This window comes from Rhodococcus sp. 14-2483-1-1 (assembly GCF_002259335.1).
Taxonomy (GTDB): Bacteria; Actinomycetota; Actinomycetes; order Mycobacteriales; family Mycobacteriaceae; genus Rhodococcoides.
The window spans coordinates 531058-547476 of the sequence record NZ_NPFX01000014.1 but is presented as its reverse complement, the minus strand read 5'-3'; the positions used below and the strand labels follow the sequence as shown (position 1 = coordinate 547476).

Here is a 16419-nt window from a genome sequence, read left to right as displayed (position 1 = left end):
CGCTCACGATTGCCTCCAGGGCAACCCGACCGCACGCCAACCCGTGGCTCCGCGGTGGCCGTCGGCGTCGGTGGCACCCTCGAAACCGTCGAGCACGTTGTAGGACGGACCGATGCCCGCTGCCGTCGCGGCTTCCGCGGCACCGATGGACCGCTGACCGGAGCGGCACAGGAAGACCACCGGCCGATCGCCGTCCACCCCTGCGGCTTTCAGGTCATCGACAAAATCGGTGTTGCGCGCACCGTCGGGGTAGCTGACCCACTCGATCAGGTGCGTCGGACGGTCGATACCGGAGGTGTCCGGAACACCGACGTACTGCCACTCGGCGCGCGTACGAACATCCACGAGCACGGCCTCGGGGTTGCTCTGCAACAACTCCCACGCCGCTTCCGGGGTTATGTCACCTGCGTAGGTCACTGGATCAGCCTTCCGTCACTTGCCAATACATCACACGAACCGAGATCAGACATTGCAGACCAGCCACTTGTCGTCGACGCGGACGAACTTCCACTGGTCGTCGGTCTGCACTCCGGATTTCTCTTCCTTCAGCGGGACCTTCACCACACCGCGGTCGCCGTTGACCTCGTACTCCGACGGCACCCCGTCGATCGACGTCTCGCCGTTGCGCTCGACCTCGCCTGCTCGATCGGTTCGGTACTGCGCGTCGTCGCCGGGAACGAGGAGCGCAACCTGGTCGAAGCAGGTGTTCTCGCGCAACAGATCCGCATCGCCGGTGTTCTGTGCTTCGAGGAATCCGTCGACGGCGTCGGTGAGCAGCTGCGCCTGCGTCACATTGTTCTCGGCGGGAGCGAACTTCGACGCCGCGAAGATACCGACGAGCAGAACGACGACGATTCCCGCGGCGATGATGAACGGCCACGCGTTGGGCGGACGCTGCTCACCGGAGTCGGCGGCCGCTTCGGACGCGTTGTTACGCGCTTCCTCACGACTGTCGACCCACTGCTGCCTACGTTCACTCCACGACGCCATGTAGGCAATCTTCCTCGATCCAACGGGCCCGGAACTACCGGGGTCCGACGGGAATGTCTCCGCGCAACGTGATGCGGTGCATCTTGCGGTGCTCGGTGCCGTAGTCGCGGTTGGCGTAGTGCGAGGTGCTCCGGTTGTCCCACAGCACCAGATCACCGAGACGCCAGCGGTGTCGCACGATGTGCTCGGGCTTGGTGAGGTGCGCGTAGAGCAGGTCAAGAATTCCGCGGCTCTCCGCCTCCGACACGCCCACGATGTGGGAGGTGAAACCAGGATTGACGAACAGCCCCTTGCGGCCGGTTTCCGGATGCACCCGCACGACGGGATGTTCGACGGGGACCAGCGCGGTGACTTCCTTGCCGTCCCACACGTTGCCCTTACCGCCGCGCTTCTGCGCGAGGTAGTAGCCGAATTCGCGGTTGCCGTCGTGAATCGCGGTGAGCCCGTCGATCATTCGGCGTACCGGTGCCGAGAGGGACTCGTAGGCGAGCTGGCTGTCGGCCCAGTTGGTGTCGCCGCCGTGTGGGGGCAGGACGACGGGGCGCAGGATCGACCCCATCGGCGGACGTTCCATGAAGGTGACGTCGGTGTGCCAGACGTCGGCGAACCCGTTGTCCTGACTGTCGAGCGCGTACACCTCGGGGGCGACGTGGCCACTGTCGTGTACCGGGTGACCGGCAGTGAGGTCACCGAGACGGCGGCCGAATTCGACGTGTGCCGCGTCGTCGAGCGTTTGCCCGCGCAGCACCAGAACCTTGTATTCGACGAGGGCTCGGCGCACGGCGTGGATCTGCGCATCGGACGCCGACGCGACGTCGAGGCCGATGACCTCGGCCCCGAACGACGGGCCGAGCTTGTCGAGCGTGAGGGTGGCGGTCTGTTCCAGAGTGGTCATGTGTCCTCGAATCTGTGCACGGCGAAAGGGCTGATTCAGGCAGCGCTGCCGTCGAAAGAGGGATCCCGTCCCAGCGGATCTCGTCCGGAAGGAGGGGAAGGGCGTCGGGTCAGGTCACCGACAACACATGTTGGTGCAGGTACGACAGAAGTCGACGGTGAACCGTCGGACCAGGTATGTCGTCTCCACGGGTCAATTCCTACCGGAAACCGGGAAATACGGCAAGTTGCCCACTGCCCCAGCTCAGGTGATGCTTAATTTATGCTGGGGTGTCCGCACTTCCCTCGAAGAAGGTAGCTCGCTGCACATGACTGATCAGACTCGTCCACTCCGCGTCGCCATCGTCGGTGCCGGACCGGCCGGCATCTATGCCGCCGACGCGCTCATGAAGTCCGACCACAATGTCAGCGGACCGGGCGTGAGCATCGATCTCTTCGAGCGGATGCCTGCACCGTTCGGGCTCATTCGCTACGGCGTGGCCCCCGACCACCCGCGCATCAAGGGCATCATCACCGCCCTGCACAAGGTGCTCGACAAGCCACAGGTCCGCCTGCTCGGCAACATCGACTACGGCACCGACATCAACCTCGACGACCTGCGCCGCTTCTACGACGCCGTCATCTTCTCCACCGGTGCCAACGCAGACCGCGCACTGGACATCCCCGGTATCGATCTCGACGGCAGCTACGGCGCCGCCGACTTCGTCTCCTGGTACGACGGCCACCCGGACGTCCCACGCACCTGGCCGCTCGAGGCCGAGAAGGTCGCCGTCCTCGGAGTCGGAAACGTCGCCCTCGACGTCGCACGCGTCCTCGCCAAGACCGGCGACGAACTGCTCCCCACCGAGATCCCAGCCAACGTCTACGAAGGTCTCAAGGCCAACAAAGCCATCGAGGTGCATGTCTTCGGACGTCGCGGACCGGCTCAGGCCAAGTTCACCCCGTTGGAACTGCGCGAGCTCGACCACTCACCGAACATCGAGGTCATCGTCTCCCCCGAGGACATCGACTACGACGAGGGCTCCGAGCAGGCCCGGCGTAGCTCCAAGCAGATCGACATGGTCGCCAACACCCTGCAGGACTGGGCCATCCGCGACGTCGGCAACCGCCCGCACAAGCTGTTCCTGCACTTCTTCGAGTCGCCCAGCGAGGTACTCGGTGAAGACGGCAAGGTCGTCGGACTGCGTACCGAACGCACCGAACTCGACGGCACCGGCAACGTCAAGGGCACCGGCAAGTACAACGACTGGGATGTCCAAGCCGTCTACCGCGCCGTCGGCTACCTCAGCCAGAACATCAGCCAGCTCCCGTTCGACGAGCAGGCAGGCACCATCCCCAACGAGGCCGGACGCGTCGTCGAGTCACCGCACTCCACCACTCCCGTCCCCGCCACGTACGTCACGGGCTGGATCAAGCGCGGACCCGTCGGCCTCATCGGTCACACCAAGGGCGACGCCAACGAAACCGTCGCGAACCTGCTCGAGGATGCGCCGAACTTCGCCGGTGCGGCCGAGCCGGATCTCGATGCCGTCACGTCGTTCCTCGAAGGCAAGCAGGTGCCCTTCACCACCTGGGACGGCTGGTACCGCCTCGACGCCCACGAGCGTTCACTCGGTGAGCCCGAGGGCCGCGAGCGCGTGAAGGTCGTCGAGCGTGAGGACATGCTGAAGGCCTCCGAGCCCGACAAGGCCTGAGTGCCTGCGGCAGTGGTGTGGTTGCGCCTGCGGGTCGTTCCGCAGGCTCCACTCCCGTGTGCCCTCTGCGGCACATGACCACACCACTGCGCGAAGCGCTCTACACCCGAACCGCCAGCAGCTTTCCCTCCGTCTCGATCTTGCGCTGATGCTCGTTGAAATCCGGTGCAGCGCAGACGAACAGCGTGCGGCCGTCGGATCCGCCGAGGCCGCAGGCGAATACTCCGAGATCGAAATCGAGCTGATCGAGTACCTCTCCACCCTGCGCGACGTGCAGCACCCGCTGACCCAACGCATCGGCGATCCACATCGTGCCGTCGGTGTCGATGCAACATCCGTCGGCAGCCACTTTCACCTCGCCCAGAGCCGTCGCCATGTCCGTCGACGACGGCAGCTCACCGAACGTCGCCCAGTCACGCCGCTCCCCCAGTGAACCGTCCTCGGCGATGTCGAACGCACTCACCCGGTTGCCGACCGTCTCGTCGACCAGCAGTTCACCCGAACCCGTGAACGCCATCCCGTTGGGGAAGTACAGATCCGATGCCACGACGTGTGCAGAACCGTCCGGGTCGACGCGAATCAGATCGGCCGTCTCGACGGGAGCGAAGTTCATCAGGTCGAACCCGAAATTCCCGATGTAGGCGCGGCCCTGGGCGTCCACGAGCATGTCGTTGAGGTTTGCCGTCACGTACGTCGACAGGTCGGCGTGGACGGTCAGCGAACCGTCGTGCTCGCGCAGCAGCAGTTTGTAGTCGCGCATCGACACGATCAGCAGTCGGCCGTCGGGCAACCACCCCAGGCCCGACGGCTGATTGGGCACCTCGGCTTCGACTCGCACGTCGGATCCGTCCTCGAGGGCAGAGACGACGCGATGCGAATAGAAGTCCGATACCCAGATCCTCCCTTCGTGCCAGCGCGGACATTCGAAATAGGTGTAGCCGTCGAGAACGACAGTGGTCTCCGGTTTCATGTTTCGCATTCAAACACCGCGACACCGGGCCGCGACGGCGAATCAGCGAGCTGGCATGCTGAGACCCGTGTTCGACGCCCACTTGCACATCATCGACCCCCGTTTTCCGCTGATCGAGAACCACGGATTCTTGCCCGATCCCTACACCGTCTCGAATTATCTGTACGACGTGGACGGGCTCGGCATCACCGGCGGTGCGGTGATCTCGGGATCGTTTCAGGGCACCGACCAGAGCTACCTGCTGGCCGCTCTGGAGACTCTCGGGCGCGGCTGGGTGGGCGTCACCCAGATCGATCCGGACTGCTCCGACGAGGACATCGTCGCGCTCGACGAGGCGGGCGTGCGCGGTATGCGGTTCAACCTCAAACGCGGCGAGACGGATGTCGAGATGCTCACCACCCAGGCACGTCGTGTGCACGAACTGGTCGGATGGCACGCCGAGCTGTACGTCGACGCGTCCCTGCTGCTCTCGCTCGAACCCATTCTCGCGAAGCTACCGGCCGTGAGCATCGACCACCTGGGGCTGTCGACCCAGGGTCTGCCGTACCTTTTGAATCTCGTCGACCGCGGAGTACGCGTCAAGGCAACGGGATTCGGCCGAGTGGATCTCGACATCGCCGACACACTCCAGCAGATCCATCGAGTCAACCCCGCGGCGTTGATGTTCGGCACCGATCTGCCGGGCACCCGTGCCCCACGCCCGTTCTCGGAGAACGACATCGACATCATCACCCATGCTGTCGGCGGCGACCTACCCGCCGTGCTCGACGGTAATGCCCGGGCTTGGTATCGGGTCCCCTAGGCCCTCAGACGAGTACTGCTCCCCCGAGCCACACCGCTGAGGCGAGCAGCGCGCCGAACAGTTCCACCAGGATCGACAACCCCGCGGCCTCGGTGGCGTGCACCGTCGATCGCCTGGCCTCGGAATGGTTTCGGTGCCTGGGCACTTCGGCCACGTAGACGCCTGCGATGAAACCGATGAAGAGCCCGACGACGGGGATGACGAAAAATCCGATTATGCCGAGCAGGCCGCCGACCATCAACGACCGCATCGGCACGCCCGCCTCCCGCATACGACGGCCCGGCCAGGTGTATTTCACGACGCCGCTCAGCACCAGCAATACCGTCACGATCGCGAACACCGTCCACGCGGCCGCACCGCCGGTGAGCCACGCCCACACCGCGACCGCCGCGAAGATCAAGATGGTGCCGGGCAGAATCGGGACGACGATGCCGACGAGGCCGACCAGAATCACCAGGCCGACCAGGACTTCTCCGAGCGTGCTCATGAGCTCAGTGTGCCCTGTGCCGGGTCAGACGACAGGACGAACCTTGCCTGCCGCCTCGCGGGCCCGGCTCCGCGCCGTCTCGATGTCCGACGCGGTCGACACCGCGACACCCATCCGGCGCCGGACGAAACTCGTCGGCTTACCGAACAGGCGCAGGTCGGTCTCGGGAACCGCCAACGCATCGGCGACGCCTTCGAAGGAAATGCCGTCCGAATCGACACCGCCGTAGATCACGGCCGACGCGCCGGGCGAGAGCAGCGTCGTGTCGATCGGCAAACCGAGCACGGCGCGGGCATGCAGCTCGAACTCCGAGAACCGTTGCGTCCGAAGCGTTACCAGACCCGTATCGTGCGGCCTGGGGCTGACCTCGGAGAAGTACACGGTGTCGCCCTGAACGAACAACTCGACTCCGAACAGCCCGCGCCCACCGAGCGCCGTCGTGATGCGCTCGGCGACGTCGCGGGCACCGGCGAGGGCCGCGTCGGACATCGGCTGCGGCTGCCAGGATTCGATGTAGTCGCCGGATTCCTGCAGGTGGCCGACAGGCTCGCAGAAGAAAGTTCCGTCGACGGCTCGCACGGTGAGAAGTGTTATCTCGTAATCGAAGTCGACAAATCCCTCGACGATGACGCGGCCGAGGTCGACGCGACCACCCTTCAGGGCGTACTCCCAGGCCGCCTCGACATCGGCGTCACTGCGAACAACGGACTGACCCTTGCCCGACGACGACATGACCGGCTTGATGACGGCCGGAAAACCTATGGTGGACAATGCTTGTCGAACGTCGTCCAGCGAATCGGCGAAAGCGTAGGGCGAGGTCGGCAGCCCGAGTTCCTCGGCTGCCAATCGCCTGATGCCCTCGCGGTTCATCGTCAACTGCGTCGCCCGAGCCGTGGGAATCACCACGCTTCGGCCTCGGGCTTCCACCTCGGCGAGGGCGTCGGTGGCAATGGCCTCGATCTCCGGAACCACGAAGTCCGGCTGCTGCGAATCGATCAGTGCCAGAAGCTCTTCCGGGTCGCTCATATCGATGGTGAATGCGTGGTGGGCCACCTGATGGCCGGGAGCATTGTCGTAGCGATCGACGGCGATCACCTCGACACCGAGGCGTTGGAACGCGATGATGACTTCTTTGCCCAGCTCACCTGAGCCGAGCAGCATGACCCGGGTCGCGCCGGGAGTCAGTGGAGTACCGATGCGGACGGGATCTGGGGCAGTCACAGCCCTATTATCCACACCCACATTACTTGGACGACCTAGTACAAGTTAGTCTCCATGCACAATCGCAGCGCACAACGTCGGAACGAGGCAATCAACGTGTCGAACACTGGTGGACCGCTCGCAGGGCTCCGCGTCGTCGAACTCGCAGGGATCGGGCCCGGCCCGCACGCGGCACTGCTGCTGGCAGACCTCGGCGCAGACGTCGTGCGCGTGCAACGCGCCGGACAAGTGTCTCCCCACGACCACCAGCTGCGCAGCCGCACCATCGTCGAGGCGAACCTCAAGGACCCCGCCGACATCGAGAAGGTCCTCGGCCTCGTCGAGCGCGCCGACGTGCTGATCGAGGGATTCCGCCCCGGTGTCACCGAGCGACTCGGCCTTGGACCCGACGACGCCCTGGCCCGCAACCCGCGCCTGGTCTACGGCCGCATGACCGGCTGGGGCCAGGAAGGCCCCTGGGCCCAGACCGCGGGCCACGACATCAACTACATCTCCGTCACCGGGGTGCTCAACGCGATCGGCCGTGCGGGCGAACGCCCGGTGCCGCCGCTGAACATGGTCGGCGACTTCGGCGGCGGCTCGATGTTCCTCGTCTTCGGCATCATGGCGGCGCTCTACGAGCGACAGAACTCCGGGCAGGGCCAGGTGGTGGACGCGGCCATGGTCGACGGCACCGCCGCACTCTCGCACATGATCTGGTCGTGGCGCGGAGTCGGAGCCTGGAGCGACGACCGCGGCACCAACCTTCTCGATACCGGCGCACCGTTCTACGACACCTACGAGACCTCCGACGGCCAGTACATGGCAGTCGGCTCACTCGAGCCACAGTTCTACGCTCAGCTGCTCACCGGACTCGGCCTCTCCGATGCGGACCTACCGTCGCAGATGGACAAGTCGCGCTGGCCGGAATTGCGCGAGAAATTCACCTCGACATTCCTGACCAAGACCCGCGACGAATGGGCCACGATCTTCGACGGCACCGACGCGTGCGTGTCGCCGGTCCTCACCTTCGCCGAGGCCCCGAACCACCCGCACATGAAGGATCGAGACTCGCTCATCGACGTCGGCGGCGTCACGCAACACCGTCCGGCACCGCGGTTCTCCCGCACCGAGAACGGAGTCCCGACGCCACCGCCCGCCGCCGCTACCGACATCGCGTCGGTCTGGGTGTAGCTGTTTGTTCCGCTCAGAACACCAGGGCCGGCTGCTCCGCTTCGGCACTCGGGGCCAAGGCTCGATATGCCGCGGCCGTCGCCGCAACAGCGGCCCGAAGTTCTTGCGGCTCACGGGTGTACGGCAGCCTGAGGTAACGCTCGAAGGCACCCTCCACGCCGAATCGCGGTCCCGCTGCCAACACTGCTCCGAATGCGGGAGCCGTGGCGGCCAACGCACTCGATACCGGAGCGGGCAGCTGCAACCACAGCGACATGCCACCCTCGGAACGGCGATAGCGCCAGTCCGGAACATGTTCGGCCAGAGCATCTTCGAGAATGTCCCGACGCTCACGCAGTTGGGATCGACGCAGATCCAGGGCCGGTTCCGCGTCCTGGAGCAGAAACGACGACGCCAACTGGTCCATGATCGACGTACCCAGGTCGTGTGCTGCCCGCGAACCCGCGAGCTGAGAGACCAGCGACGGGTGTGCCCTGATCCACCCGATGCGCAGGCCACCCCAGAACGACTTGGACGCCGAACCGATCGTGACGATATCGGAACCGGAGACTCGCCCGAACGATGCGACCGGCGGCGGCGGCGGCGCGTCGAGCCACAGGTCGACCATGGTCTCGTCGACGATGAGCGTCATTCGGGTGTCACGGGTGATGCGCGCGAGTTCGGCCCTCCCCTCGGCACTGAGCACCTGCCCGGTCGGGTTGTGGAAGTCCGGAATCAGATAGGCGACCTTGGCTGCCGTTTGTCTAGCAGCGCTGCGGATTCCGTCGAGATCCCAATCGCCGTCCGCGGGGCGCACCGGTACCGGCACGGGCCGCGCGCCGACTCGCCTGATGGCCTCGAGAGCATTGGGATACGTGGGGTGATCGATCAGGACGCGATCGCCGGGCGAGGTCAATGTGCCCAGCAGAAGCCGAACTGCCTGCTGCGCACCGGAGGTGACCATGATCTGGTCCGCGGTTGTCGGCAGTCCACGTTCGACGAAGCGCTGCGCGATCGCCTCCCGCAGCAGCGCGAGACCGATGGGCTCCATACCGTGCGTCGGCAGGTACGCCGGAAGTGCCTGCAGCGCAGACTCGTACGCGGCCGTCATGGTGCCGTCCGCGGCCGACATCGCCGCGTGCGACATGTCCACCACCGGACCCGACGGTGACGTCGACTGAATAAGCAGCCCGTTCGGGCTGGGGGCGGAAGGCAGAGCGACCGTACTGCGTGAGCCCTGCTTGCTGATCAGATATCCCTCGTCACGCAGCACCGAGTACGAGGAGGTGATCGTCGTGCGACTCAGGTCGAGAGCAGCAGACAGATCGCGCTCGCTCGGCAGCCCTACGCCGAGCGGAATCCGGCCGTCGTGAATCAGCAGACGCACGCCGTCTGCCAACGCGCGATACGTCGGACGCGAGGCCTTGCGCTTGCCGGATCCATCTGCGGAGGCGTCGGCGCGCCAGCTACCGAGATCGCGGGCCAGTGACGTTGCATTGAGAACTCTCGAGGCCATGCTCCCCAGTATTCGCGCACTGGTATCGAACATTCAAGTCCATTCACCGATCAACTGGACTGCTCCAAGGCAACGGGTGGATACTGGATCCATGCCGAGCAGCACGCTCTTCGACACCGCCATCGGACGCTGCGGTATCGCGTGGACCGAGGACGGAGTAGTCGCCGTTGCGTTGCCCGAACCGTCGGACGAGGCAATGGAGGATTACCTGGCCGGCTTCGGCGCGGCGCACGGGCAGGTAGATGCACTCGCCGCCGATGCGATCGACCGTATTGTCGGCCTGCTGGGCGGACGTAACGTCGATATGAGGCCGATTCCGCTGGTTCTCGACGTCTCCGAGTTCGACGCCACGGTATACACCGTGTGCAGCGAAATTCCCCGGGGCTCGACCCTCACCTACGGCGACATAGCCCGCCGACTCGGCCATCCCGGTGCGGCCCAAGCGGTAGGCGGAGCACTCGGCCGCAATCCCGTGCCGATCATCGTTCCGTGCCATCGAGTACTCGGCGCGGGCACGGAAGTCGGAGGCTTCTCGGCACCGGGCGGAGCGAACACCAAACAACGAATTCTCGGCATCGAGGGAGTACCGGGGTTCGACGAGCCGACATTGTTCTGAATTACCGCGGTCGTAATTCGGACTCCACGATCGGATAAGAGGCGTGAAACAGGGAAGAGGAATAGTTTTCAGGCAGAAACTTCCAGCGAAGAAAGAGGGCCGTCGACTGCCGATACCAATACAGCGTCCGGCCCGGGGCTGACGTCCGATTCATCCGATCGACCACCGATGGTGAACGCACCCACTTCCGGCAACCAGCCGATGGCTCCACGCTGAAAAAGGTTGTATCTACCTGAACCGGTGGGTGTCGGGCGCTCGTTGCTGATCGGATAGCCAAGTGCGCCATAGGGTCCCCCATGTCCCAGGTACCAGTCCAGAATGGGACCGTGCACCTCGTGCGCGCCACCTTCGGGTAGCGCGAACACGGTGGCGTGCGTGAAATCGAGCATTCCCCCGCCTTCGGGCCCGAGCATGAATTCACCGGTCTGCGCGCCGATCCAGGGATGTTCGTAAGCGAACCGATCGAATTGGTAGCTGAAAACTTCCAATCCGTTGTAATTTTCAGTCATCGCCCGACCTTCCGTCGCCCAACCTGGTCGCAATTATCCACGCCGACGAGTGGCGGCGCCCTCCAATTTCGACATATATGTGAATTCGCGCTATTGGAGTGCGATCGGGAAAGAAGAAGGCCCCGAGGCATTGCGCCTCGGGGCCTGTCATTTCACCGAAATGTCTACCGCAGAATGTCCCGGCGAACGATGGTTTCGTCGCGACCCGGTCCGACGCCGATGCACGACATGTACGCACCCGACAGCTCCTCGAGACGCAGGACGTAGTTCTGCGCGTTGATCGGCAGTTCCTCGAACGTACGGGCACCGGAGATGTCTTCCCACCAACCCGGCATCTCTTCGTAGATCGGCTTCGCGTGATGGAAGCCGGTCTGCGTCATCGGCATTTCGTCGTGCCGCACACCGTCCACGTCGTACGCAACGCAGATCGGCACCGTGTCCAGGCTGGACAGCACATCGAGCTTGGTCAGGAAGTAGTCGGTGATGCCGTTGACGCGGGTGGCGTATCGCGCGATGACGGCATCGAACCAACCGGTGCGCCTGGCGCGACCGGTGGTGACGCCCACCTCGCCGCCCTGCTTGGCCAGGTACTCGCCGTGGTTGTCGAACAACTCCGTCGGGAACGGACCCGAGCCGACACGCGTCGTATAGGCCTTCAGGATGCCGAGCACGGTCCCGATCTTGTTGGGGCCGATGCCGGAGCCGACCGATGCGCCTCCCGCCGTCGGATTCGAGGACGTGACGTAGGGGTACGTGCCGTGATCGACGTCGAGCAGCGTGCCCTGCGAGCCTTCGAGCAAAATGGTCTCGCCGCGCTCGAGCGCCAGGTTCAGCTGCAGCCTGGTGTCGGTGATGCGGTGCTTGAAGCCCTCTGCCTGCTCGAGCACCTCGTCGACAACCTGCTGCGAATCCAACGCCCGCCGGTTGTAGATCTTCGAGAGCACCTGGTTCTTGAATTCGAGTGCGGCCTCGACCTTCTGGGTCAGAATTTTCTCGTCGAGCACATCGGCCGCTCGGACTCCGACGCGGGCGATCTTGTCCTGGTAGCAGGGCCCGATACCGCGTCCGGTGGTACCGATCTTCTTGGCACCGAGGAAACGCTCGGTCACCTTGTCGATGGCCACGTGGTACGGCATGATCAGGTGCGCATCGGCGCTGAGCAGCAGGTTCGAGGTGTCGACGTCGCGCTTTTCCAGCCCGTCGAGCTCGGTCAGCAACACACCGGGATCGACGACGACGCCGTTGCCGATGACGTTCTTCACGCCCGGCGTGAGGATTCCCGACGGGATCAGATGTAGCGCGAACTTGTCGCCGTTCGGAAGCACAACGGTGTGCCCGGCGTTGTTTCCGCCCTGGTAACGAACGACCCACTGGAGGCGTTCGCCGAAAAGGTCGGTGGCTTTGCCTTTGCCCTCGTCGCCCCACTGGGCGCCGATCAGGACTATCGCCGGCATGTGCTCTCCTACGTTGCTTTCGTGCGAGGACGTGCTGCAGATTTGCTCGAACGAATGCAGCAGTCACCATTTGTCGCAGGCGCGACAGTGGCCGGGAGAACAGTCTAGCCGAGCCGGTGAGCTGGCCCGCATGCCGCTACGGTGGAACCGAAACGAGGGCACTATGGTCGTGACGAGGTTCGACCGAAGACCGAGGAGCGCCGTGACACCGTTCGTTCTGCACTGCGGAAGTCCGCTGCTGCCGATCGCGCTGACCGACGTCCCGCTGCGTAGCGCCGATGCCGTACCGACCGACGACGACTGCAGCGCGCTCTTCTCCGACATCGAGTCCGCTCCCGCACCCCGCATCATCGTCCTGGGCGACGACGCCTCCCTGGCCGCAGTACTGACCCGACTGATGCGTACCGACCGCCTGCACGTCGAAGTCGCCTTCGTACCGGAGACCGCGACCAACGCAGCCCACATCTACAAGCTCGGTACCGGATCGCGCGCCGCCAAAGTGGCGCTCACGGGGACGGCGTCGAGCACACCCCTGATTCGCGACGACGCAGGCAAAGCCGTCGTCGGTCGGGCGCTCCTCGGCGGTGCCGACGGAGCAGAACTCGAGGGCGAGGCGTACGTCGACGACACTCGCCTGTTCTCCGGCGTCGTACCCGGCGTCGAGGTGGCACCCACACCGGAGCTGCCGGGCCTGCGCGCGCGAGTCATCGGCCGTCGACGTCTGCTGCCCCGCCGCTGGGTGAGCGGGCGGGCAATGCAACTCGGCTCCCCCGCAGCTCAACTGCTGCGCGACGGCATCGCCGGCGACAGAACGGTGAAGAGATCCACGTTCTACCGCCACGATCAGGAGTGGTTGCTGGTCCGATGACCGTCCCACTGATCCGATGACCGTTCCGCTGCGGCGCAGTCCCGTTCTGCCGAGCCCGGTGTTCGTCGCCGTTCTGGCTGTCGCAGGAGTGGGCGGCGCGCTGGCCTGGACGGCCGAGGACGTCACGTCGTTCACGGCGCGGCTCGGGGTATTCGTTCTGGTCCTTGCCGGCTGGATCGCCTCGGTCTGCCTGCACGAGTTCGGTCACGCCTTCACCGCATTTCGCGCCGGCGATCGCGAAGTCGAACTCCGCGGCTACCTGACGCTCAACCCGCTGAGGTACACCCACCCGTTGCTCTCGATCATCCTGCCGGTGGTGTTCATCGCGATCGGCGGAATCGGACTGCCGGGCGGCGCCGTGTACCTGCGCACCGGCCAGTTCTCGGCGTCGACGCAACGGCGCATCGCCCTGGCCGGCCCGTTCGCCAATGCCGTTGTCGCCGTAGCACTTCTGGTCGTCATCAGACTGTTCGGCACGGACGGCACTCACCCCGCGTTCTGGTACGGGCTCAGCTTCCTGGCGTTCTTGCAGATCATGGCCACCATCCTCAACCTGATTCCGGTACCGGGACTCGACGGATACGCCGCGCTGGAGCCCTCGCTCTCACCCGCGACGAGGGCATCGCTGGCGCAGTTCAAGACGTACGGTCTGCTCGTACTCGTGGCCTTGCTGTTCGTGCCCGCAGTCAACTCTGCATTCTTCGGAGCGATCTACACCCTGTTCGGGCTGTCCGGTGTTCCCGAGTTCTTCGCCGGTAACGGCAACTACCTGATGCGATTCTGGGTGTAGCTCAACCGTTGTCGAGTGCGATGTTCGACGCGAGGTCGCGCAGAGATATACGCAGAGAGGTCGGCTCGAGCACCCGGACTCCCCCACCGAGCGCGATCAGCTGTCCGAGCGCCACCTCCTCGCTCTCGAGCATCAGGTCCACGGTGGTCCAGCCGTCGTCGTCGGGCGGCGCAGTCGCCGGCATCGCCGTGGCACCGATCACCCGGGGCAGAGCGCGAATTGCGGAGTCGGACAGACGCACACGACATGCATACGTCAGCAGCGACCGATCGAACTCCGCCATCGACGCGTTCCACCACTGCGCGAGGTCGAATCCCTCGGGCCGAACGACCGGAGTTTTCGACTCCGTGACGCTGCCGATCCGGTCGACCCGAAACGACAGGACGCGCTCGCCACGCGTGGCCACCAGGTACCAGACCGACGCCTTCACCACGAGACCGAGCGGCCCGACGACCCGTCTCGCACCGCGGTAAGCCATCTCGATCTCCCGACCACCGAGCACAGCACGAGCCAGCACCGGCACGACATCGTTCGCGGCGGGCACGGTGAACCACCCGGGGACGTCCACGTGCACGCGGTCACGCCACAGTTGCGCGCTCGCCCGCAACGGAACCGGCAATGCGCCGAGAAGCTTGCTCTCGGCCGCAGCGGTGACATCGGACAGACCCAGGTCGGCAGCGATCGAGGGCATCCCGAGAAGCATCAGCGCCGACGTTTCGGTCCCGGTCATACCGGTCAGTGCGGACTGCCACCCGTCGAGCAGCCGGATGCCGCCGCCGGGGCCGGTTTCGGTCCACAAAGGCACTCCGGCCGCACCGAGTGCGCCGATGTCGCGGTAGATGGTTCGGACGGATACCTCGACCTGGTCCGCCAGGGACTGTGCAGTCGCCGTTCGCCCCTGCTGGAGCAGCAGCATGATGCGGAGCAACCGCGCGGAACGCATGTCTCGATATTACTGACACAAGGTGTCAGTAATAGTGGCGAATACTCGTCACCATGACGACGTGGAACGAGTTCTCGACAGCAGCACCGAACCTGGCCTCGGCGGTGCGGGCCAGATTCACCGCTCACAAGCACCATGTTCTTGCGACGCTACGAGCAGACGGCTCACCGCGCGTGAGCGGAACCGAGGTGGAATTCGACGCGAGCGGCGTAGTGCGCCTCGGGTCGATGCTCGGTGCGGTCAAGGCGCGGGACCTCCAACGCGACGGACGGTTCGCGCTGCACAGCAATCCGGGGCACCATTCCATGGAGGGCGGTGATGCGAAGATCGGCGGAGTGGCCGTAGAGATCACCGATCCCGCTGTGCTGCAACCGATATTCGACGCCGCGCCGGGCGAACTGGTGCCGTACCACGTGTTCGACCTCGACATCACCGAGGTCGTGCTGACGTCCCTGGTGGACGATCACATGCAGATCGACGTCTGGCGTCCGGGCAGCGAGGTTCGCACCGTCACCAGGTGATCTCTTCCTTGCACGTTCGTCCGTGTGCCGCCGGCTCGACCTGCACCGTGGCGTGGTCGAGTCCGTAGGTGGACAACAACGACTTGGCACGATCGAGCACCATCGACGACGAACCCTCGCACTCGAGATGCACTGTGGCCACATCCATTCCGGTGGTGAGCGTCCACACGTGCAGGTCGTGCACCCCGGTCACTCCGGGAAGTGCGCTCAGGTCCCCGGTCAACGCGTCCACGTCGACGTCCGCCGGACTGGCCTGGGTGAGAATGCGTAGCGCAGAGCCGGCCAGCTTGATCGCTCGCGGGATCACCCACAGGGAAATCAACACACCCACGACGATGTCCACCCAGGTCCACTGGAACAGCAGCATCAGCACACCGCCGACGAGCACCCCCACACTGCCGACCGCATCGGCCAGGACCTCCATGTATGCGCCGCGGACTGCGAGCGAGTCCTTGGCGTCTCCGCGAATGAGCAGCATGACAACGATGTTGGCCCCGAGACCGGCGGCCGCAGTGAGAATGAGTGGTAGGCCCGGGATTTCGGGAGCGTCACCGATCCGCGATACTGCCTCGTACATGATGAAGGCCGCAACACCCAGCAGCAGAACAGCATTGGCGATGGCGGTCAACACCTCAGCGCGGTGCCAACCGAAAGTTCGTGCCGCGGCAGCGCTTCCCTTACGTGCCAACAGAAGTGCAATCAAACCCATGGACATACCGAGTACGTCGGTCAGCATGTGGCCGGCGTCGGCGAGCAGTCCGAGCGAGCCGATCGCCAGCGCCACGGTTGCCTCGACTACGAGGAACACCACCAGAATGGCGAGAGCGACAACCATCTTGCGTACGCGGGACTTGGGTGGCCCTGCGGGCGAATGACCGCCCACACCGTGACTGTGCCCGTGACCGGCGCCCATGACTCCCCCTTGCGTGCCTGCATCTGCTTCCGGCAGTCACCATATGCGTACATACGCATATATGCAATGGTGCCGTGCG

18 protein-coding genes are annotated in these 16419 nt (G+C 64.9%); 7 read left to right on the top strand and 11 right to left on the bottom strand.

The window, feature by feature from the left end; genetic code table 11:
* Window positions 1–3: 3 nt before the first annotated feature.
* Genes CH294_RS13900 through CH294_RS13890 form a run of 3 tightly spaced genes read right to left on the bottom strand, consistent with a single transcriptional unit; the run spans window position 4 to window position 1885 of the window.
* On the bottom strand, window positions 4–417 hold the full coding sequence (locus CH294_RS13900; RefSeq protein ID WP_037172108.1) for a rhodanese-like domain-containing protein: 414 nt from the start codon (window positions 415–417) through the stop codon (window positions 4–6).
* Between the two features lie 45 nt (window positions 418–462).
* Window positions 463–990 carry a hypothetical protein gene (locus CH294_RS13895; RefSeq protein ID WP_094738255.1) on the bottom strand — a complete coding sequence of 176 codons (528 nt, stop codon included), beginning with the start codon at window positions 988–990 and terminating at the stop codon, window positions 463–465.
* A 34-nt stretch (window positions 991–1024) separates the two neighbouring features.
* On the bottom strand, window positions 1025–1885 hold the full coding sequence (locus CH294_RS13890) for a TauD/TfdA family dioxygenase (RefSeq protein ID WP_037148919.1): 861 nt from the start codon (window positions 1883–1885) through the stop codon (window positions 1025–1027).
* A gap of 307 nt (window positions 1886–2192) precedes the next feature.
* On the opposite strand from CH294_RS13890, the gene CH294_RS13885 reads away from it, so the two are divergent.
* Window positions 2193–3578, top strand: a complete 1386-nt coding sequence (locus tag CH294_RS13885; RefSeq protein WP_032401549.1) for an FAD-dependent oxidoreductase — start codon at window positions 2193–2195, stop codon at window positions 3576–3578.
* A 100-nt stretch (window positions 3579–3678) separates the two neighbouring features.
* Here the strand turns inward: CH294_RS13885 and CH294_RS13880 are convergent, their stop codons facing one another.
* Entirely contained in the window at window positions 3679–4548 is an 870-nt protein-coding gene (locus CH294_RS13880; protein WP_242459121.1) for an SMP-30/gluconolactonase/LRE family protein, read from the bottom strand.
* Between the two features lie 55 nt (window positions 4549–4603).
* Here CH294_RS13880 and CH294_RS13875 point away from each other — a divergent pair, with 55 nt between their 5' ends.
* Window positions 4604–5350 (top strand): amidohydrolase family protein, encoded by a 747-nt coding sequence (locus CH294_RS13875; protein ID WP_032402007.1) that lies wholly within the window; start codon window positions 4604–4606, stop codon window positions 5348–5350.
* Between the two features lie 4 nt (window positions 5351–5354).
* Here CH294_RS13875 and CH294_RS13870 read toward each other — a convergent pair whose 3' ends face one another.
* Together CH294_RS13870 and purT are read right to left on the bottom strand one after the other, a co-directional pair.
* Window positions 5355–5837, bottom strand: coding sequence for a DUF456 domain-containing protein (locus CH294_RS13870; protein ID WP_094738254.1), 483 nt, complete (start codon window positions 5835–5837; stop codon window positions 5355–5357).
* A 24-nt stretch (window positions 5838–5861) separates the two neighbouring features.
* A complete protein-coding gene (purT, locus tag CH294_RS13865) occupies window positions 5862–7058 on the bottom strand; it encodes a formate-dependent phosphoribosylglycinamide formyltransferase (protein WP_094738253.1) in 1197 nt (398 codons plus the stop codon).
* A gap of 54 nt (window positions 7059–7112) precedes the next feature.
* Between purT and CH294_RS13860 the strand changes: the two genes are divergently transcribed.
* A complete protein-coding gene (locus CH294_RS13860) occupies window positions 7113–8231 on the top strand; it encodes a CaiB/BaiF CoA-transferase family protein (RefSeq protein WP_170944716.1) in 1119 nt (372 codons plus the stop codon).
* A 13-nt stretch (window positions 8232–8244) separates the two neighbouring features.
* On the opposite strand, the gene CH294_RS13855 is transcribed toward CH294_RS13860, so the two are convergent.
* Complete coding sequence (locus tag CH294_RS13855; RefSeq protein ID WP_094738252.1) at window positions 8245–9726, bottom strand: PLP-dependent aminotransferase family protein; 1482 nt, start codon at window positions 9724–9726, stop codon at window positions 8245–8247.
* Between the two features lie 91 nt (window positions 9727–9817).
* On the opposite strand from CH294_RS13855, the gene CH294_RS13850 reads away from it, so the two are divergent.
* On the top strand, window positions 9818–10342 hold the full coding sequence (locus CH294_RS13850) for a methylated-DNA--[protein]-cysteine S-methyltransferase (protein ID WP_032402005.1): 525 nt from the start codon (window positions 9818–9820) through the stop codon (window positions 10340–10342).
* Window positions 10343–10410: 68 nt separating this feature from the next.
* On the opposite strand, the gene CH294_RS13845 is transcribed toward CH294_RS13850, so the two are convergent.
* Together CH294_RS13845 and CH294_RS13840 are read right to left on the bottom strand one after the other, a co-directional pair.
* Window positions 10411–10851, bottom strand: coding sequence for an LGFP repeat protein (locus CH294_RS13845; RefSeq protein ID WP_032401544.1), 441 nt, complete (start codon window positions 10849–10851; stop codon window positions 10411–10413).
* Between the two features lie 164 nt (window positions 10852–11015).
* The gene (locus tag CH294_RS13840) at window positions 11016–12305 is read right to left on the bottom strand and encodes an adenylosuccinate synthase (RefSeq protein WP_032380192.1); all 1290 of its coding nucleotides are present in this window, start codon (window positions 12303–12305) and stop codon (window positions 11016–11018) included.
* A 202-nt stretch (window positions 12306–12507) separates the two neighbouring features.
* On the opposite strand from CH294_RS13840, the gene CH294_RS13835 reads away from it, so the two are divergent.
* Together CH294_RS13835 and CH294_RS13830 are read left to right on the top strand one after the other, a co-directional pair.
* A complete protein-coding gene (locus CH294_RS13835) occupies window positions 12508–13173 on the top strand; it encodes a hypothetical protein (protein ID WP_170944715.1) in 666 nt (221 codons plus the stop codon).
* 16 nt (window positions 13174–13189) lie between these two features.
* Window positions 13190–13963, top strand: a complete 774-nt coding sequence (locus CH294_RS13830; protein WP_094738251.1) for a site-2 protease family protein — start codon at window positions 13190–13192, stop codon at window positions 13961–13963.
* Between the two features lies 1 nt (window position 13964).
* Here CH294_RS13830 and CH294_RS13825 read toward each other — a convergent pair whose 3' ends face one another.
* Window positions 13965–14906: a YafY family protein gene (locus CH294_RS13825; protein ID WP_094738250.1), complete on the bottom strand. Its 942-nt coding sequence runs from the start codon at window positions 14904–14906 to the stop codon at window positions 13965–13967.
* Between the two features lie 53 nt (window positions 14907–14959).
* Between CH294_RS13825 and CH294_RS13820 the strand changes: the two genes are divergently transcribed.
* The gene (locus CH294_RS13820) at window positions 14960–15427 is read left to right on the top strand and encodes a pyridoxamine 5'-phosphate oxidase family protein (RefSeq protein WP_037148951.1); all 468 of its coding nucleotides are present in this window, start codon (window positions 14960–14962) and stop codon (window positions 15425–15427) included.
* On the opposite strand, the gene CH294_RS13815 is transcribed toward CH294_RS13820, so the two are convergent.
* Complete coding sequence (locus CH294_RS13815; RefSeq protein ID WP_094738249.1) at window positions 15417–16340, bottom strand: cation diffusion facilitator family transporter; 924 nt, start codon at window positions 16338–16340, stop codon at window positions 15417–15419. The two genes, CH294_RS13820 and CH294_RS13815, sit on opposite strands and share 11 nt — an antisense overlap.
* Window positions 16341–16419 lie beyond the last annotated feature (79 nt).